The sequence below is a fragment of the Ciceribacter thiooxidans genome (assembly GCF_014126615.1).
Classification (GTDB): Bacteria; Pseudomonadota; Alphaproteobacteria; order Rhizobiales; family Rhizobiaceae; genus Allorhizobium; species Allorhizobium thiooxidans.
Genome location: NZ_CP059897.1, coordinates 738,290 through 757,077, shown reverse-complemented (window position 1 = coordinate 757,077; position 18,788 = coordinate 738,290). Strand labels below are relative to the sequence as shown.

17 protein-coding genes are annotated in these 18,788 nt (G+C 58.2%); 5 read left to right on the top strand and 12 right to left on the bottom strand.

Features of this window, described 5'->3' with window-relative positions; genetic code table 11:
• Positions 1 to 12: 12 nt before the first annotated feature.
• From H4I97_RS21480 to H4I97_RS21470, 3 genes are all read right to left on the bottom strand, one after another.
• A complete protein-coding gene (locus H4I97_RS21480; protein ID WP_182307763.1) occupies positions 13 to 1,041 on the bottom strand; it encodes a BMP family lipoprotein in 1,029 nt (342 codons plus the stop codon).
• A 914-nt stretch (positions 1,042 to 1,955) separates the two neighbouring features.
• Positions 1,956 to 3,365 (bottom strand): aldehyde dehydrogenase family protein, encoded by a 1,410-nt coding sequence (locus tag H4I97_RS21475; RefSeq protein ID WP_182307762.1) that lies wholly within the window; start codon positions 3,363 to 3,365, stop codon positions 1,956 to 1,958.
• A 207-nt stretch (positions 3,366 to 3,572) separates the two neighbouring features.
• The gene (locus H4I97_RS21470) at positions 3,573 to 4,976 is read right to left on the bottom strand and encodes an aspartate aminotransferase family protein (RefSeq protein ID WP_182307761.1); all 1,404 of its coding nucleotides are present in this window, start codon (positions 4,974 to 4,976) and stop codon (positions 3,573 to 3,575) included.
• A gap of 179 nt (positions 4,977 to 5,155) precedes the next feature.
• Between H4I97_RS21470 and H4I97_RS21465 the strand changes: the two genes are divergently transcribed.
• Complete coding sequence (locus tag H4I97_RS21465) at positions 5,156 to 5,623, top strand: Lrp/AsnC family transcriptional regulator (RefSeq protein WP_182307760.1); 468 nt, start codon at positions 5,156 to 5,158, stop codon at positions 5,621 to 5,623.
• 198 nt (positions 5,624 to 5,821) lie between these two features.
• Here the strand turns inward: H4I97_RS21465 and H4I97_RS21460 are convergent, their stop codons facing one another.
• The 9 genes from H4I97_RS21460 to H4I97_RS21420 form a co-directional block, all read right to left on the bottom strand.
• Positions 5,822 to 7,153 carry an aspartate aminotransferase family protein gene (locus H4I97_RS21460; RefSeq protein WP_182307759.1) on the bottom strand — a complete coding sequence of 444 codons (1,332 nt, stop codon included), beginning with the start codon at positions 7,151 to 7,153 and terminating at the stop codon, positions 5,822 to 5,824.
• The gene (locus H4I97_RS21455) at positions 7,154 to 8,209 is read right to left on the bottom strand and encodes a branched-chain amino acid ABC transporter permease (protein WP_182307758.1); all 1,056 of its coding nucleotides are present in this window, start codon (positions 8,207 to 8,209) and stop codon (positions 7,154 to 7,156) included.
• An 11-nt stretch (positions 8,210 to 8,220) separates the two neighbouring features.
• Positions 8,221 to 9,111, bottom strand: coding sequence for a branched-chain amino acid ABC transporter permease (locus H4I97_RS21450; RefSeq protein WP_182307757.1), 891 nt, complete (start codon positions 9,109 to 9,111; stop codon positions 8,221 to 8,223).
• A gap of 3 nt (positions 9,112 to 9,114) precedes the next feature.
• Positions 9,115 to 9,822, bottom strand: a complete 708-nt coding sequence (locus H4I97_RS21445; protein WP_182307756.1) for an ABC transporter ATP-binding protein — start codon at positions 9,820 to 9,822, stop codon at positions 9,115 to 9,117.
• A complete protein-coding gene (locus H4I97_RS21440) occupies positions 9,809 to 10,552 on the bottom strand; it encodes an ABC transporter ATP-binding protein (RefSeq protein WP_182307755.1) in 744 nt (247 codons plus the stop codon). Before H4I97_RS21440 ends, H4I97_RS21445 begins: the two co-directional genes overlap by 14 nt.
• A gap of 53 nt (positions 10,553 to 10,605) precedes the next feature.
• The gene (locus H4I97_RS21435) at positions 10,606 to 11,736 is read right to left on the bottom strand and encodes an ABC transporter substrate-binding protein (protein WP_342344146.1); all 1,131 of its coding nucleotides are present in this window, start codon (positions 11,734 to 11,736) and stop codon (positions 10,606 to 10,608) included.
• 107 nt (positions 11,737 to 11,843) lie between these two features.
• Positions 11,844 to 12,509, bottom strand: a complete 666-nt coding sequence (locus H4I97_RS21430; RefSeq protein ID WP_182307753.1) for a cysteine hydrolase family protein — start codon at positions 12,507 to 12,509, stop codon at positions 11,844 to 11,846.
• On the bottom strand, positions 12,499 to 13,353 hold the full coding sequence (locus H4I97_RS21425; protein WP_244658819.1) for an N-formylglutamate amidohydrolase: 855 nt from the start codon (positions 13,351 to 13,353) through the stop codon (positions 12,499 to 12,501). Before H4I97_RS21425 ends, H4I97_RS21430 begins: the two co-directional genes overlap by 11 nt.
• 130 nt (positions 13,354 to 13,483) lie before the next feature.
• Positions 13,484 to 13,657, bottom strand: a complete 174-nt coding sequence (locus H4I97_RS21420; protein ID WP_182307752.1) for a hypothetical protein — start codon at positions 13,655 to 13,657, stop codon at positions 13,484 to 13,486.
• 279 nt (positions 13,658 to 13,936) lie between these two features.
• Here H4I97_RS21420 and H4I97_RS21415 point away from each other — a divergent pair, with 279 nt between their 5' ends.
• The 4 genes from H4I97_RS21415 to H4I97_RS21400 all read left to right on the top strand — a co-directional run bounded on the left by H4I97_RS21415 (position 13,937) and on the right by H4I97_RS21400 (position 18,764).
• Positions 13,937 to 14,842 carry a MurR/RpiR family transcriptional regulator gene (locus H4I97_RS21415; protein ID WP_182309026.1) on the top strand — a complete coding sequence of 302 codons (906 nt, stop codon included), beginning with the start codon at positions 13,937 to 13,939 and terminating at the stop codon, positions 14,840 to 14,842.
• The gene (locus tag H4I97_RS21410; protein ID WP_182307751.1) at positions 14,832 to 16,145 is read left to right on the top strand and encodes a type I glutamate--ammonia ligase; all 1,314 of its coding nucleotides are present in this window, start codon (positions 14,832 to 14,834) and stop codon (positions 16,143 to 16,145) included. The genes H4I97_RS21415 and H4I97_RS21410 overlap by 11 nt, the downstream gene beginning before the upstream one ends.
• Before the next feature lie 405 nt (positions 16,146 to 16,550).
• Entirely contained in the window at positions 16,551 to 17,933 is a 1,383-nt protein-coding gene (ehuR, locus tag H4I97_RS21405) for a MocR-like ectoine utilization transcription factor EhuR (RefSeq protein ID WP_182307750.1), read from the top strand.
• 81 nt (positions 17,934 to 18,014) lie between these two features.
• The gene (locus H4I97_RS21400; protein ID WP_182307749.1) at positions 18,015 to 18,764 is read left to right on the top strand and encodes a maleate cis-trans isomerase family protein; all 750 of its coding nucleotides are present in this window, start codon (positions 18,015 to 18,017) and stop codon (positions 18,762 to 18,764) included.
• Positions 18,765 to 18,788 lie beyond the last annotated feature (24 nt).

Genomic DNA, 18,788 nt, shown 5'->3' with positions numbered 1-18,788 from the left:
GTGCGAGCCGGATTATTCATTGACCTTGATTGTCCCGTCGATGATCGCCTTGCGAATGTCGGCGAGCTCTTGTTTCATTTCGTCCGAAACTTCGCCTTCCATGTCATGGAACGGGGCAAGCCCGACCCCGTCGTTTTCAAGCGAGCCGACGAGAACGCCGCCCTTGTAGGTGCCCTTCATTGCCGCTTCGATGACCGCGTAAACGGTCGAATCCATGCGCTTGGTGATCGACGTGAGGTAGACGTGCTTCTTTTGCGGGTCGGTCAGATAGAGGTCCGCGTCGACACCGATGATCTTCAGCTTGTCTGTCCCGAGCTCATCGGCGAGCGCCGCTGAACCAAGGCCCACGGGACCTGCGACCGGCAGCACGATGTCTGCGCCTTCATCGTAGAGGTTCTGAGCGAAGGCGCGTCCGTCATCGAGCGAATCGAAATTGTTCGTGAACAGACCTTCACGCGTCTCGGGGTTCCAGCCGAGAACGGCAACCTTCGTTCCCTTCTGCTTGTTGTAGTAATTCGCTCCACGGTAGAACCCGTCCATGAAGATCGTCACCGGCGGAATGTTGATGCCTCCGAAGACGCCGATCGTGCCGGACTTCGAAACGCCAGCGGCAAGGTAGCCGGCGAGAAACGCCGCTTCGTCGGTGGAGTAGACCTGGCCCACCACATTGTTAAGTGGCGGATCATAGGAAAAATCGACGATGGAAAACTTCTGATCCGGATTGGCCTCCGCGGCCTTCTTGGTTGCATCACCAAGCAGGAAGCCAACCGTGATGATGACATCGCACTGCCCGCCAAGCAGGGAATTGATATTGGCTTCGTAGTCGGTTTCGGCCTGCGATTCCAGGTATCTGGCTTCGACGCCAAGCTTCTCCTTTGCGTCCAGGACGCCTTTCCATGCGGTCTGGTTGAAACTGTTGTCATCAATTCCGCCGGTATCAGTCACTTCACAAGCTGTGAACGCCGCAGCAGCAGAAACGGAGCCCAGCAACAACGATGCCGTTACCGCAGCACTCACGAAGAATTTCTCACTGTAGAGCATGATGGTAACCTCCCTGGTTTGATCGCACGATCGAGATTGTCATCGGTAAATGCTATTGTATCGGAAGAATGTCATCTTGTTAGAAATAGCACCATCCGAGATGCACGACTTGATACATATTAATGAAGAGTGTGCAGGTTTGCTGCGCTTTATCGCGATTGAGGCAGTGCTCGTACCTCACTCTGGAAAAACCTATTTGACTTCATCGGGAATCAACTGCTCAACTGCCGAGTTGCCACCATCCCCATACCAGGTCAGGGATCGAGCACGTAAGACCTACTCGGGGTCAAAGGTGCAAAACCTGCAATATTTTGCTCACCCCCTGTGGCTCGAACATAGTGACGACGTGGTCTACCGTATTCCTTAGCGCCTCAACCGATCGATCGACTTTGGTGCGCAAGTTTACTTTCAGCTTGGCGAATGCCTTGTCGTTGGGACTGAAGTTCGGGCTATCCGACTGAAGGCAGAGCAACCGGCAGCCCGCCGCCTATCGAGGAGGAAAAGCCCTTCAGATCACACCGAATGCCGTCTGATCATGACGGCCCGGTCCCACACTCGAAATTACGCCAACATGACGGACGCCATCAAAATTCTACTTTTGAAGCCCTTAGTGGCGGGAGAGATTACCGATCCCAGAAACAGCAAAATTCTCTATCGCTCGTACGGTCTACACGCCGAGGAGAGGTGGCTGGGAGGCTGCTATCACCGAGGCGATCGGTTTGAATCCGTGTATTCACTAGGGTTTCCGGAGGTCGGCGTCGCACCTGAAATAGAGCGTGACGATATCTGCGATTGCCGGTGCGCAGGCCTATCCGGGCATCGTAAATTGGAATTGGCTTCCTGCGCGTTTGAGTCCGTCGAAAGACTGGAAACACGGCGCAGCGAACGTCTGCCAGCGCAGCGTTGGCAAGATTTCACGCCCGGTTGATACAAACCACTTTAGGCTGAGTCATTTCCTCATAAGCAAAACGCACCCCTTCCCTGCCCATGCTGCCGTACTTAAATCCTCCGAACGGCATTGCATCGAAGCGGTAGTCCGAGGAATCGTTGATCATAACGCCTCCTGCATCGATCCGGTTGGCAGCTTCCAGGGCGACCGCCAAGTTGTTGGTGAAGATTCCAGCGTGCAAGCTGTATTCCGGGTTATTTGCCTCACTGATCGCTTCATCCAGTGTGGCGAACGGCGCAAGCATTACCACGGGAGCAAAGACTTCCTCAGACCAGAGGCTGCAGGACCGGGGCGTGCCGTCAAGAACGGTAGGGGAGTAGAGCGAGCCTTCCCGGTAGTGCCCACATAGCAATTCAGCTCCTCCCGCAATCGCTTCTGTAACCGCAATTTCGGTACGTTCTGCCGCTTGCTTCGAGATCATCGGCCCGACGTCCGTCTCCTCGTTGAAAGGATCGCCTGTCCTCAGTTTCTCTGTCGACGCAACAAATGCGCCCCGAAAACGGTCATAGAGATCGGCTTGGACGAGGATACGTTGCGCACCGATGCAGTTTTGACCGGCGGCCCAAAACGCGCCAGAGACGCATCCTTCCACTGCCTTGTCAAAGTCGCAGTCGCTCATCACGATAACCGGTGCATTCCCGCCGAGCTCCATCGCCATTTTCTTTAGCCCTGCCGTACGGCAAATAGCCTCGCCCGTGGCAAAGCCGCCGGTAAACGATACCATTCTGACATCCCGCGCAGATACTATGGCCTTCGCCAGTCCAACGCCTCCAATTGCTATTGTAATGACTTCATCGGGGAGACCAGCTTCCAGCAGCGCTTCTTCGAGCTTGATAGCGGATAATGGCGTCAGCTCGGACGGCTTCAGCAGTATCGAATTGCCACCCGCTATCGCCGGGCCGAGCTTATGAGCGACCAAATTCAGGGGGTCGTTATACGGGGTGATAGCTGCGATGATGCCCAGCGGTTCTCGCGTGAACCATCCTTGGCGCTGTTCTGACCCGGCATAGGAGTCGAATGGCACAATCTCACCGGCATTTCGCTTTGCTTCCTCCGCGGATAGCTTCAGCGTATTGATGCAGCGAAGAACTTCTTTCCGTGCTTGAACGATCGTTTTTCCTGCCTCAACCACAATGGTTTTGGCGAAAGTCTCACGCTCGCTTTCTATAATCCGTGCTGTCTTCTCGAGGATGTCCGATCGTTCATGCCTTGAGAGGTTGCGCGAACGCTTCGCACCGCGGTGGGCACACGCAAGAAGATCGTCGATCCTGCTGGCATCCGTTTCGTCAACCGATGCAATCAACGATCCGTCGTATGGGCAGAACACGGGAATTGTGCTTGTACCATTTGCCACATGTAGCTTGGCGGCATTCATTAGGGGCTTCCCTTTCCGATTTTGATGCAAACGCGAGAGCACGTGCACTATTAGGCGCTGCCCCTCACGTCAGAGGCCGCGCTTGCGAACATTTTGCTCGGAATGACGAACGGCCGAGCCCCTGAGCCAGGCCCGTTCGTGAGCGCTGATCGTCGTCCAGCGTCACAACAAGTGTTGAGCGGCCGCATCGGGGCGACCGCTGCACACCTAGATCTTTTGGCCGGCTACGATGAGCTCATCCATCACCGATTTGACGGCGCTCTCGGCAATTGCGACAATCTCGTCAACCTCGTCCTTTGTTGTAACGAGCGGAGGGGCAAAGCCTAGGATGTCACCGTGTGGCATCGCGCGAGCGATAAGCCCGCGGTCACGAGCCGCTTTCGAAATCCGAGCTCCAACCTTAAGTGCCGGATCGAAGCGCTTCTTACCCTCGCGGTCGCCTACGAACTCGATGGCTCCCATCAGGCCGACGCCACGGACTTCACCAACGATTGGCAACTGGGCGAATTTCTCTTTCAGTTGCTTCTGAAAATACGCCCCAACTTCCTTGGCGTTGCCAGGGAGGTCCTCTTTCTCGACAATATCAAGGACGGCGTTGGCGGCCGCAGCACCGATTGGATGTCCGGAATACGTATAGCCATGGGAAAATGCACCTACGCGATCAGCGCCTTCCTCAAGGACATTATAGACCTTTTCGCCAACGATCGAGGCGGACAGCGGGAAGTAAGCAGAAGTCAGGCCCTTGGCGACCGTAATCAGATCCGGCTCAATTCCATAGTGCTGCGAACCGAACATAGACCCGGTTCGACCGAAGCCGGTGATGACCTCATCAGCGATCAGGAGGACATCGTGCTTTTTTAGCACCGCCTGGATCGCTTCCCAATAGCCTTCCGGTGGCGGCGTGATGCCGCCTGTACCAAGCACAGGTTCGGCAATAAATGCTCCGACGTTGTCCGGCCCAAGCTCCTCGATAAGTTGATCAAGCTCGGCTGCCCGGCGCGCGGCAAATTCCCGCTCAGTCTCGTTCGCGTTAGCACCCCAGTAGTGGTGCGGCGCACCAGTATGGACGATGTGCGGCAACGGAAGGTCCATGTGGTCGTGATAGAAGCTCATTCCGGTCATTGAACCGGAGACAACGCTGCAGCCATGATAGCCGCGTTCGCGCGAAATGATCTTCTTCTTCGTCGGCTTGCCGCGCAGGTTGTTGTAGTACCAGACGAGTTTGGCCTGGGTCTCGTTGGCGTCCGAGCCGGACATGCCATAGAACACCTTGCTCATCTTGCCCGGCGCCATCTTCACCAGGCGATCGGAAAGAATCGCCAGCTGATCGGTCGTGTGCGCGGCATAAGAATGATAATAGGCCAGACGATAAGCCTGCCGAGAGATTGCCTCGGCGACCTCGGTTCGACCATAACCTACATTGACGCAATATAAGCCGGCAAATCCGTCAATTAGGTGGTTTCCGAACGCATCTTGGATGCGGATACCTTTACCGGTCTCCACGATCGTCGGGTCCCCGAGCTTGCCAGACGCGAAATCTTTGAGCTGTGTAAAGGGATGCAGGACGGTATTGCGATCCTTTTCACAGATCTCCTTGATATTGATGGTCATCGGTCTTTCCTTCCTATGCAATTTGGTGATGCCATGCGCATCTGATTTAGATTCCTGCCCTCGCTTGCAGGCTTATTGTCCGCCAACTTTAGTGCCGCCTCTTGATCAATTGACACCGCTATTTCGCTACAATATGCAGGATTCCTGCAAAGGATGGCGCAGATGCGCAGGAATTCGCTATGACTGAACTCGACCGTGCTGACGTCGCCTTGCTTGAAGCCGTCCAGAAGAACAACCGGCTGACGTCAGAAGAACTTGCCCGGATAGTGAACCTGTCGCCGACGGCCTGTCAGCGGCGTTTGAAGCGATTGCGAGCTGAGGGCGTGATCGAGGCAGATGCGTCGATCGTCTCTCCGAAAGCTGTCGGTCGTCAGATTACAATGATCGTTCTCGTGTCCCTAGAACGAGAGCGTGCGGACATTGTAGACAGATTCAAAACCGCTATCCGAAATACTCGAGAGGTTATGATAGGATATTACGTGACAGGAGACGCCGATTTTATCTTGGTAGTCACCGCCAAGGACATGGAAGGCTACGAACAGTTCACCCGTCGGTTCTTCTATGAAAACCCCGACATTAAAGGCTTCAAGACGATGGTCGTGATGGACCGTGTCAAAACGAGTTTCGCGTTTCCCATTGCCGAATAGACCGGCAATAGTTCTGTGCAGCTAACTCGTTTGAACGGGTCGCGGCCCTGATTGCGATCTGCGGCCGAGACATCGGGATACAATGACATGCACCAGACCAGAGGCTTCATTTTCCGCGGCCTTCATCGCGGCTTTTGGCGTATCGTATAGACGCAATTTTCGGCGACGATGTGAACGAATGCGGTTTGACCGTATCAATTACCAGCCGGTGAAATTCCCGTGCTCGCCCTCGTCAGCAACGCCCCCGACAACATCGCTGATTGCACGCTCCAAAATGGAAACGCCCCTTGCCGCATCTTCGTACGACAGAGTCAACGGCGGTGTAAGTTCAACAACGTTTGAAGAAATCCCCACATAGTACACCACCAGACCGAGTTGATAGGCGCGATAAACTACCCGCGCGGTGAGTTCCCGAGCTGACAAGCCGTCACTCGCTCGGTGCGTTAGCTCTATTCCTATGGCGAGTCCGATCCCACGCACGTCGGCAATAGCACTCTGGCGTGCGGCTAAATCGACCAGTAGACGGTGCAGATACCCGCCGACCTTAGATGCATTATGCAACAGTTTTTCCGTTTCGATTGTACGAACAACGGCGCCGGCCGCTGCGGCGCACACTGGATTGCCGTGCAACGTCTGGAAGGAGAAGGCGGCGCAGTGATTCATCAGCCATTCCGGGCCGATCACCGCAGAAATCGGCAGCCCGCCGCCCAAGCCCTTGCCCAGAACCAAGACGTCCGGTTCGATGTCGAAATTTTGAAACGCATGGAGGACGCCTGTACGGCCTAGCCCGACTTTTACTTCGTCCGACACCAGCAGGATGCCGTTATCGCGGCAACGCCGTTGCACCGCTTCGAAAAAGCCGGGCGGCGGCACAAGCACTCCACCATCGGACTGGATCGGCTCGATGAAGAACGCGCCGAAATAGCCGGGCTTTCGCTTGATGGCGTCGTCGATCACTTCCAGGGTGCTGTCCGCTGAAGCGGTTGGATAGGGCACGAGCGTCAGGTGTGGTGACCTCACCTCCTGTTGCGACGGGTGCCCCGAAAACGCCATCGATCCGCTTGTCCCGCCATGATAGGCGCCCTCAAATGCCAGAATGCCCGGTCGGCCCGTAGCGGCTCGGATGACACGGCTTGCAGTCTCGTTGGCGTCGGATCCGGAATGGCCGAGCCAGACCCTTCCCGCTGCCCGCGCCGGCGCAAGGGCGAGAAGCATCTCGGCGAGCTCGATTGCCGGCAGATTGGCGCTCGAAAGGTAGCTCGCGCCCGCCTGGTCGGCGAGCGCGGCGTCCACTGCCGAGCGTATTGCCGGATGCGAATGCCCGAGCGACGCCGCACCCCAGGAGGCGGAGAAGTCGATTAAGATCCGTCCGTCATCCGCGCGGAGGGTGGCTCCCTTGCCACCTGTTACGGCAAGGGGGAAGAAGCGAAGATGGGCCAGTTTGGAAACCGAGTGCGCTTCGCGCTGGTAGAGCGCAACATTCGCCGTGGCGGAGCTGGATTCTGTTGCGGGCGGTCGACAGCGTGTCACTCATCCCTCCCGTTTCGCTGAGAGTTTTCCGGCTTTTGCTGCCGGCCGGGGCCTCCGCTGGCGAAAGATGCTCCCGATTTCGCGGTTTTCGATCAGGCCGCCTGGCCGAAGCACGAGGATTGCAATCATCGCGAGTGAAAGGACGATCTCGGTCAGTCCGACGACCTGTCCGCCGGCGATGTTTAGAGCATTGAGCTGTCCTTCGAATGCTCTCAAACCTTCGTAGACGAAGGTTACCAGCAGCGTTCCGACCACAGCCCCGGTCACGGTATTTGTCCCGCCAATGACGAGCATCGAGATGATCAGGAACGTCTCCTTCAGGTAAAATGCCTTGGGGGCAAACGACGTGATGAAATGTCCCCACAGCCCGCCGCCAATGCCGGCAAGCAATGCCGCAAGCACGAAGGCCCGCCACCGAAGCACAGGGATATTGGCACCGATCGCCGCGGCAGCGCGCTCATCGTCGCGGCTTGCGCGCAGCAGCTTGCCGGTCCGCGACTCCTTGAACCAAACCGCGACGATCACGGCCCCGATCGCGGCGACAGATGCCATCCCGAGATCAGTCGCTTTCGGCAGTCCGAATAGGGTGCGTGGGCCATTTGTCAACGCGCTCCAATTGTTGGTGACGGTGTAAATCACCACGAGCAGGCCGAAGGAGGTGATTACGGCAGCTGAATCGGAAAGTCGCATCAACGGGAACGAAACGGCGGCTGCGACGATCGCAGCAACGACACCACCGATGAGAATAGCAGCATAGACCGGCAGATGCATGTCCTTCATGAACGGGTAGAGGTCGGGGAGCGCCATTCCCTTCATCTGCACGGGGATGGTGAAAATGGCGGATACATAGGCACCAATCGCCATGAACCCGACATGGGCGAAGGAAAGGATGCCGGAATTTCCCATGAAGGACTGAAGGCTAATGACGAGGACCATCATGATCATCATATTGGTGACGATACGCTCATAGAGGGTCGTCCCGAGAATGGTGGTCGCGGTCGCGATCACCACGATGATGAGCGCCAGAAGGCCTGCTGTGTAGAGTTGACGTTGCATTGTTCCTCCTCCTAGGTCCGCGCGCCGGTCGCCGGGCCCTTCAGCAGCCCGTCCGGCCGCCAAAGAAGAATCATGATCACCAGACCGAACGTGAATGCGTCCCTGAATTTCAACAGGTCTTGCGGCAGCGTGTAATTGAGCGTCGTGTCGATGAACGCCAGCAGAAACCCGCCGAGGACAGCGCCCGGCAGGCTGCGCATGCCACCAATCACGGTAGCGATGAAGGCGATGAGCAAGGGCTCGCCGCCAATACCTGGCACGACCGTCCCAATTCGGGCGACCCAAAGGATCCCCGCGACCCCCGCCATAAAGCCGCTCATGGCAAAGGCGGTTGAAACGATGAGGTTGGCCGGAACACCCAGCATGCGCGCCATCGTGAAATTCGTCGCTGCCGCCCGCATCGCGATGCCTAGGATCGTCTTCTGCATGAGCCAGGCGAAGAGAGACAGGAGCACGAGAGCCGCAGCAATTGTGATGAGGTTTCTGAGCGGCGTCACCACGCCGAAGATCTCGACGGTGTCGGAAAAGAACGCTGGAAGAGGAACGTTGCGCGGCCTTGGCGAGATCAAGAGTAGCGCCAGGTTTTGAAGCAGATTCGAAAACGCGAAAGAGGTGATCAGCACGGCTGTCATCGATTTCGCCCGCACAGGTCGAAAGGCGATATAGTCCGTCGCGATACCAAATATCACCGCGACGATGATCGCCAGGATCGCCATTCCGATCCATGGGATGTCGGCGCCACCGACGAGGTAGAGGCCGTAGCCCGTCACCATGATGAGCTCGCCATAGGCGAAGTTGACGAGCTTCAAAATGCCGAACACGATCACCAGGCCAAGCGCGATCAGTGCATAGGCGCCGCCGAGACTGAGCACATCGATGACAAATTGAATTGTAAAAGCCATTGCTCAGCCTCCGAGATACATGGCACCAAGATTGGTGTGCGAGCGGATTTCCGCGGCCGTGCCTGTGAATTCGATCTTTCCAAGACGCATTACGTACGCGCGGTCGGCGACCGAGAGCGCCGTCGACATGCTCTGTTCGACCAGCAGCATCGTGAGGCCGGTTGTCTTCAGGGTGGCGATCATCTCGTAGATCCGCTCGACGATCGCCGGAGCAAGCCCGAGCGAGGGCTCATCCAGGAGGAGCACGGACGGCCGCGCCATCAGCGCACGCGCGATCACGAGCATCTGCTGCTCGCCTCCGGACAAGGTTCCTGCCGCCTGATGGGCGCGTTCCGCCAGTCTCGGAAATAGGTCGAGCAGCCTTTCGAGATTTTGCTTGTTGCCCTGAATATCCCGGCGATGGATGTAAGCGCCGAGCCGGAGATTTTCCGCAACCGTCAGGTCGGGAAAGACGTCCCGATTTTCCGGCACCGTCGCCAGGCCGCTTCTGACAATGCGCTCCGGCGACGAACCGCCGATTGCCACCGTCTCGAGATGGACAGAGCCCGCAGCCGGCTTCACGGCACCTGCGATGCACATGAGGGTTGACGATTTGCCGGCGCCATTCGCCCCGAGGAGGGCGACGAGTTCCCCTTTCGCGACAGAGATGTCGACACCGCGAACCGCGCGAATGGCCCCGTATCGGACCTCCAGATCATTAACTTGCAGCATGTGCTTCGGCCTCCGCGCTGCCCAGATAAGCTTTGATGACCTCCGGATGGCGACGAACGTCGTCTCCACTTCCTGCAGCAATGGTTTTGCCGGACGCCAGCACGTGCAGGCGATGACAGAGCCGCATAATGAGCGCCATGTCATGATCGATGATCATGATACCAAGGCCCCGCTGCGCAGGCAGGATGGTCAAGGCATGGAGCAACCGTTCGGTCTCTGCGTCGTTCATTCCGGCGGCCGGCTCGTCGAGCAGCAAAAACTGCGGATCGGCCGCGAGCGCCCTGGCGATTTCGACGCGTCGCTTGTCGCCGTGGTTCAGGGCTGCGGCAAGATCGTGCGCCCTTGCCCCGAGCTTGAGCTCCTCGATCAGCCGTTCCGCCTTTCGGCGCGCGTCCCGCAGGCTGTCGCCCCGGGCGATCGCCGCCGTCTCGACATTCTCGACAACTGTCATGTTGTTGAACAACCGAACGATCTGGAACGAACGGCTGATGCCTCCGAGTGCAATCTGGCGCGGCGTCAAACCAGAAATCGTTCGCTCGCCGAGAGTGATCGATCCGGAGGCGAGCGGAACTTGTCCGGTGATTGCGTTGATGAGTGTGGTCTTGCCGGAGCCGTTAGGACCGATCAGGCCTACGATTTCGCGCGGGGCAAGGGAAAGCGATACGTTGTCCAGCGCGCGCAGCCCCGAAAACTCAACGGTCGCGCCCGCCACAGTGAGCGTTGCGTTCATGTTCCAGTCCTAAAGGTAAGCTGCCGGACACAGCGTCCGGCAGCAGGTCAAGATCAGGGAGCCGGGAGGCTTTCGGGTTTGCGCCAGCCGAGGAACCTTGGTTTGCCACCCTGCAGTTCAACAAGTGCGGCCGCCTTGTTAGGCACGTGGCCTTCGTCTGCCGTTCCGTAGTCGAGGTCGCCCGTTAGAAGCTTGAACTGCTGGTCTTCAATACCCTTGGCCAGAGCGGAACCTTCGACGGACCCGGCCGCCTTGGCCGCTTGCGCGATCATCATAATCGTGTCCCAACCAGTTGCCACGAACGCCGTATCAGGCTCGGCCTCGAACATGTCTTTGTAGAGGGCCTGGAACTTTTTCATGTCGTCGCTGGCCCCCTCGCCCGCCCAAGTGTGGGTAACGAAATAGATGTTGTTGCCCATCTTCTCGCCGAGCGCCTCGTGGAGAGCCGGATCGTCATAGACGTCGCCTCCGAGGATGGGAGCGTCGTACCCGACCTCGCGAAGAGCGCGAACAATTACGGCGATATCCGTGCCGTACGAGGACACGAAGATGACGTCCGGCTCCTTGCCGAGTGCCTTCAGCCGGGCAAGCTGCGCGGAGAAGTTATTATCGCCGTTGGTATAGGTGTCTTCAAGGATGATCTCGCCACCTTCTTTCTTGAACTGCTCGACGAAGTATTTCGAGAGTGATTTAGTGTAGGCGATGTATTGGTCGGTGACTACATAGGCCGTTTTCCAACCGCGTTCCTTTGCCGCGTAGTCGGCAGCGACCGCACCCATTGTCGTGTTCCACATCGACAATGTGAACTGCTTGTCGCCAAGCGACCATGAACTGTAGAGCGGATCAGAGGCGCAGAGAGAAATTCCGACCAGGCCGGCGTTTTGCGCTTCGCGGCTTGCGGGGCTGCCAAAATCAAAGTCACAGGGCGCGACGATGACCTGGGCGCCCTTGCCTATCAGTTCGACAGCAACGTTACCGACGGTCACCGGATCGGACTTGCCGTCGATGTTGATGAACTCGACCTGCTTGCCGAGAATGCCGCTATTGTCGTTCAGATATTTGACGGCGACCTGCGCGCCCTTGTAGCCAGGTGTGTCGAGAGACGCCTGGACGCCGGTAAGCGAGAGGGCGCCACCGATGACGATCTTGCTGTCGTCGGCGGCCGCAGTGCCTGCCAGCAGCATCGCTAGAGATGTAGCGGCGAGGATTCGTTGGTATTTATTCATTTCTTCATTCCCCTTTTGTTTTTGGTCAAATGCATGTGGCCCGGCACCCTGCCGAACCGGTGGACTTAGTTTTTCGAGGCGAGCTCCTCGATCTCTGCGAGCAGTTCATCGGTCGAAAGCTGGCGGCAATAACCCTTGATGGCGCTGAGCGAGAATTGCTCGCGTTCCGGCGTGTAGCTCGCACACGCATCGGGAACCAAGGTCACGAGGTAACCCAGATCGCATGCGTCGCGGACGGCGGATTCGACGCACTGGTCCGTCAGCAGGCCGCAGATGACGAGTTGTCGGACACCGAGGTTGCGCAGCAAGTAATCGATGTGGGTCGAGACGAACACGCTCGAAGAGCTTTTCGGCAGGACGATTTCGTCTTCCAGCGGTGTTAGTTCGTCGATCACCTTTCCGTCCCATGAGCCCTTCGGGACATTGAAACCAGTGATCTTGTAATCCAGGCTGCGGTCGCGGCCGTCGAGCGTAAGGCTTTCGATCGTTGTGTGGAGGACCTCTATGCCAGCCTCGCGGAACTTTGCCAGGAGTCGTTGCATGTTCGGAACCGCGACTGTTGCCAGGCGATCGAAGTAGTAGGCGTATTTGATATCGACCTCGTTTGCCGATACGTCCTTGAACTCGCCACCGTCGCGCCGGGCGCAGAAGTTTTGGACATCGATGAAAAGGATTGCCGAGCTTCCCGGATCGAGCTTCACATGGCGAGTCGTCAACTGATTATAATTCATTGGTCATTAGCTCCATTCTGACAGCAGCGGCGCGCGCCGTTTGCGAGATGATGTCGGCCCAGCGCGATTGGCCGGCTTGATTTGAGATGAGATCGTTCCTGATCTCGATAAGGACATGTGGGATGCCCCGCGCCTCCCCATGGACGGGAATTGTGTAGTCCGACAGGTCGTCGACGGTGTAGGGGACATTCAGTGCGGCTTTGATCTCGGGATAGCTCAGGTTCACCACTTCGAGCATCGCGCGGGCGAACCGGTCATCACGATTATAGAGCAGTCCGAGCTCATACTCCCTGGCCTCACCCGTGCTTCGCATCACCGGGGTGAAACTGTGGATGGCGAGAAGAATTGGCTCGCCGTTTAGCATAACGAACCGACCCAGGGCCTCCTTCACGGCATCGTGATAAGGGCGATGTATCAACAAATATCGCTCTTCGCGATCTTGAGGGCACAAGCCGATGTTCTTTGGTATGACCGTCCCGTCGCTCATCTCCGGGATGGAGTCGCTCGCACGCGCAGGCCGATTGCAGTCGATGACCAACCGGCTGTAGCGCTGAATATAAAGTGGCGCGCTCAGTAAATCAGAAAGCTTACGAGAGACCTCTTCCGCACCGACATCATAGGCGATGTGCCGATCCATTTCGCGGCGACCGATGCCGAGATCACCAAGGCAGGACGGAATTGCCCTGCCCGCGTGCTCGCAGGTCAGAAAGAACTGGCCACGGTACCGCTCTCCTACGACCTCCAGCGGGTGCGGATCGCTTTCAGCAAGATGAAAGCGGCTGCGGTCGCGCATTTGAGACTCCATTGATTGGCATTTTTGTTTTCGTTTCTGCAGGTCGCGCATCGGGCTCTTTCTGCGGCTGGGCGTGGAGGCGCTTCCAAGCCAACGGGCGGAAAAGCTGTTTAGGTTTCGGCCGGACTACCGCGCGCCGCACCAATCGAGGATGGCGGCTGAGATGACTCTCGTCCTCTCTCTAGGAGCGAGTGGATTCCGAAGTGTTCGTCGTAGCCGTGGAACCCGCCACCGCTTGCCCCAAGACGACCGCCGACACCTCGGCTCCGGCGTAGCACGCCGCGACGGTGACGAGTTCGACCTCGTGAAAATCCAGGTCGAGTATCTTCCATACGGCCTCTGTCGCTGAATGCATCTGGCTCTCCCCTCTTTTTGGCGGCCTTAACGGGTCCCCGGCGAATGATGTTGGTGCCTCGAACTAGACGCATCAAACGAATGTGTTTCGTCATTGTCAACATTGTATTGCAGTCTTGATGCAATTTTTTCATCATTTGCTCTCGGAATCCGAGGTGGAGATGCCGACGAAGGCATGCTATTGGACCATCGATGGAGCCTGAATGATTGAATGTTTTCATTCATTCAGGCCGTAGCCAAATTGTTTGACAAAAAACTTTCGTTGCGGTTATGTGGAGACATGGAGAGGAAAATGCAGACAATAAGGACACGCCTGCGCAAAATGACGGAGCAACTGACCGCAAGTGAGCGGAAGATCGCCCAAGCGATCTTGGCCGACTATCCCTTTAGCGGCTTGCTTCCCATCCAGGAACTTGCAGACAGAACGGGCGTCAGCTCCGCCTCGATCACCCGATTTGTAGGCAAGATCGGTGGCGGCGGATATCAAGATTTCCAACGGCAGTTGATTGGGGAACTGAAGGAAGGCAACAAGTCCCCGCTCGATCTCAAGGTCCGCCAAGCGCCGGCCGAGCCTGCGTTTCTAGTCGATTACGCCAACCGCATGACTGTCATCCTCAGGGAAATGACGGAGACGGTTTCTCAGGAGCAGTTCGACCAGGTTTGCCGCCTCATCGCCGACACCAGCCGCAACGTCTTTCTGCTCGGCGGGCGCGTGTCCAATACATTGGCATCCTTCCTCTCAATCCATCTGCGACAGATACGCAGCCAGATCTATCATCTCCCTGACAATCCGGAGTTCTGGCCGGAGCATATTCTCAGGATGCGCAAGAAGGACATCGTCGTCTTATTCGATTTCCGTCGCTACCAGCCCAATCTGGCCGCGCTTGCCGAGATGATTTCGCGAAAGCGCCAGGCGACGATCATCCTGATCACGGACAAATGGATGTCACCGATCGCGCGACACAGTTCAGAGATTATCGCGCTACCGATCGATGCTGGCACGGCCTGGGACACCGTTGTGGGGGCGCATGTCTTCGTCGAAGCGCTAATCGTAAAAGTGTCCGAATTCGACTGGGCCTCCACCCAGGCAAGGATCAAGGCCTGGGACGAAGTTCGACTGGATTCGCCCATGCCCGGAGAAGAACCCAGTTCAACGATCGATCTTGAGGGAACAAATGAAGCGTGAAGAAATGATGATCGCATGCTGCAGCGATTTGGCCGGCAAGGTGCGCGGCAAGGCATTCCCAGTTCAGCAGTTTGACAAACGGCTTCGCCGCGGCGTCGGCTGGACGCCCACCAATGTTCAGATAACCTGCTTCGACGTGCTCGCGGAAAGCCCCTTCGGTTCGCTCGGCGATCTGGTTCTCATTCCGGATGCGGAAACGAAAGTCTCGATTGAAACCGACGACAATGTTCCTCCCGAGCAGTTCGTTCTTGGCAATATCCGTTACACGGACGGCCGCCCCTGGGAGTTCTGTACGCGCTCTATCCTCCAGGATGCGCTCGCTAAGTTCGAGGAAGTCAGTGGACTGACGTTGTTTGGCGCCTTCGAGCACGAGTTTCAGTTCAGGAACATGGGCGATGACGGTCACGGGGCATTCACACTCTCCGGCTTCCGCGCCGAGCGGGAATTTTGCGAAGCGGTAATTGCCGCGATGCGTCAGGCGGGCGTCTCACCCGATACGATCCTGCGCGAATTCGGCGCCAATCAGTATGAAGTCACGATGAACCCGCAAAAGGGGGTTACCGTCGCCGATCATTCCGTCATCACGCGTGAGGTCGTCGGCGCGGTCGCGCATCGGCTGGGGCGGCAACCGACGTTTACCCCAATTCGTGACCCTGCGGGCGTTGGCAACGGCGTGCACATCCACATGAGCTTCCTTGACAAGGGAGGCAACCCGGCGACTTGGGACGGGAACTGCAAGCACGAACTCTCGTCGCTCGCAGCCAAGTTCATCGCGGGGATCTTGAAGTATCTCGACAGCATAATTGCGATAACCGCCCCAAGCGTCGTGTCGTATTTGCGCCTGACTCCGCACAGGTGGAGCGCGGCCTTCAACAATCTCGGTTTCCGCGATCGCGAAGCCTCGGTACGCATCTGCCCTGTCTCCGACATCAGCGACATCGCAAAGGCGTCTCAATTCAACTTCGAATTCCGCGCCGCGGATGCGACGGCGAGCCCTTATCTTCAGCTTGCGGCACTCGTATATGCCGGCACGCAAGGCATCAAGGAAAACCTGGCCGTTCCTGACGCGACCACTGAAGACCTGACCGCGCTCTCCAGCGATGAACTGGCAGCAAAGGGGCTCGTGCGCCTGCCGCAGAGCCTGCGAGAAGCGCTAGAGCGATTTTCGGCCAACGACGTCGTCAAAAGCTGGTTTCCGGAAGAGTTCGCAGACGTCTACGTCAAGCACAAGCAACGTGAGATCAAACACGTCGAAGGGCTTTCAGAGCAGGACGTGTGTCTCGCATACGAACGAGCCTATTGAGGGGATCAAACGCGGTAGCGGTCGAGCAGATCGCTACCAGCAATTCTCGCCGAGATTGCCGGAGAGCGAGTTTGGCGCAGTCATTCTTGCCTTTGCGCGATTACTGTCTCTCAGGATCAACTGCCTTGCTATCCCCGGCTACCAGGATCCGCTCGTCAACCACTTGTCAGCGTTGCACCTCAGGCGAAATCGCGCGCTCCACCCGCGTAAGTGCGATCCTTCAGCCTGCCCTGGCCGTCGCTGCGAGGGATTTTGGTGTTCTAGGTGCCGAATCCGCAGATTTCCTGTTTCTCGTACGGCGCAACTGCAGGATCCGGACGCTTTGGAGCGGGCGCAGCGTCCTATACGGGCAGAAGTGCCCTTAGGGTACTTGAAAATGCCATGCATTTGCCCCACAGCGTAAGCATGACAAAATGGCACCCCGATGCCGGCCTGCTTCGACGCCCGGTCTATATCTCCCTGGCAGACCAGTTTTCGGCCGCGATTAAGAGCGGCCGCCTTGCGGCGAATGAAAAGCTGCCGGCCCACCGCGATCTCGCCTATGACCTGAAGCTCTCCATCCAGACCATCAGCAAGGCCTACGACATTCTGGCGCGCCGCGGACTCGTATCGGGCGAGGTCGGCCGCGGCACCTATGTCAAACCGAGCGGCCCTCCGTTCCAGTCCCCCTATATGGCGGAGGGCCAAGCAGATGTAATCGACCTTTCCATCGTTACACCTGTCTGTACTCCCCTGCAGTTCGAACGCATGAAGGCAGCCCTCCACCGGCTTGGCGACACGATCGCGCCCGCCTCCGTCCTGTCGTTTCGGCCCAACACGATCTTTCCTCGACACAACGACGCCGCTGCCGGCTGGCTGGCCACCATGGGCATTAATGTGTCGCCGCAATATGTACTCCTCACCAACGGCTGCGCCTCTGCCTTCACCGTAGCGCTCATGACCGCGGTCGGCCCCGGCGCGATCCTGGCGGCTGAAGAAGTATGCTACCACGTGATCCGTCCACTGGCAGATTATCTCGGTATCCGAGTTCGCGCGATTGCGACGGACGCCGATGGTATGCTGCCGGATGCTCTGGACGAGGCCTGCGATCGCGAGCAGATCCGCGCGATCACGCTGCAACCTAATTTGGCCAACCCCACCGCCGTGCTGATGACGGAAGGCCGGCGCCAGGCCCTGGCGGATGTCGCCCGCAAACATGATGTCGCTATCATCGAGGTCGATGTCTTCGGCCCTCTGCTGTCCGATCGGCCACGCCCGATCGCAGCCCTTGCCCCGGAGCGGACACTCTACGTGACGGGCTTCAGCAAAGTGATCATGCCGGGCTTGCGCATCGGCTATGTCATCGCGCCTGACCATCTCGCCGCCACCATCGCAAATCGTCAACTGATGGCCAACTGGATGGCGACGCCAGTCATGGCCGAAATCGCCACGCTCTGGCTCGTCGATGGCACAATGGACACGCTGCTCAAATGGCAGCGCGAAACGCTGCGCGTCCGCAACCGGATCGTCGCGAAATGCTTCGAAGGCCTCGCCTATCGTGCCCATCCCGAAGGACTTCACGTTTGGCTACCGCTTTCTCCCGATCATGACGAGGTCGCTTTCGCATCGCAGGCCAGGGCGCGCGGCGTTGCAGTCGCCCCCAGCACGCCGTTCTGTCTTTCCGGCGCACCCGTGGGTGCCGTCCGCGTCTCGGTCGGGGCGACGGAGGAAGAAAACCTGCGCGCGGGCCTCGACGTTCTCGCCTCCCTGCTGCGCGCGGCGCCGGACCTGAACGTGCTTTCGCTCTAGTGAATTGACACGTATCTTTTTCTCAGATTGACATGCTTTCCCCTACGCGGCTCAATGCAGGTCGAACCCTGCGGAGCGCGCATGATCGACGAAATCCAGCCACGGCCAGCCCTGGAACAGCGCCCTCTCCCCTGGCGCGTCGGCCTGATTGCCCTTGCGGCCGATCACACGGCCGAGGCCGATTTCCGGCGCTTGGTGGCAATTGACGAGATCGTCGTCCATGTAACGCGCGTCGCCTATGCCAATCCGACCACACCGAAAAACCTGCGCGCCATGAAGCCGCTTCTCACCGATGCGGCGTCGCTTGCCCTTCCGGATGAACAGCTCGATGCTATCGTCTACGGCAACAGCTCCGGGTCGGTCATCATAGGCGAGGACGAAATTGCAGCGGCGCTCGCCGCCGGCAAGCCGCGCACTTCGATCATCACACCCGCCGGCGCGGCCGTCGCGCTGTATGCCAGGCGCATCGCCATTCTGACGCCCTATGTGCGGCGCACCGCCGGACCCATGCACGCCTTGTTCGTCGGGCAGGGCTTTTCGGCCGTCCGCCTCGTCTGCCTCGGCATGGAGGACGACCCCGAAATGGCATGCCTGCCGCATGACGAGATCGTCCGGCTGGCCGTCCAAACCATAACACCGGGAGCGGATGCGACTTTCACCGGCAGCGCCGCGCTGAGGGCCGCGCAATGCGTGACGAAGATCGAACGGCGAACCGGTCTTCGCGTCGTCACCGGCAATCTGGCAGCGGCCTGGGCCAGCCTCCGGCAATACGGCATCGCGCCGGATCCGCTCGCGCCCAGCCGCCTGTTCACCCTGACCGCAACACCATAACCCCGCCCACAGGATGCGTTCTTC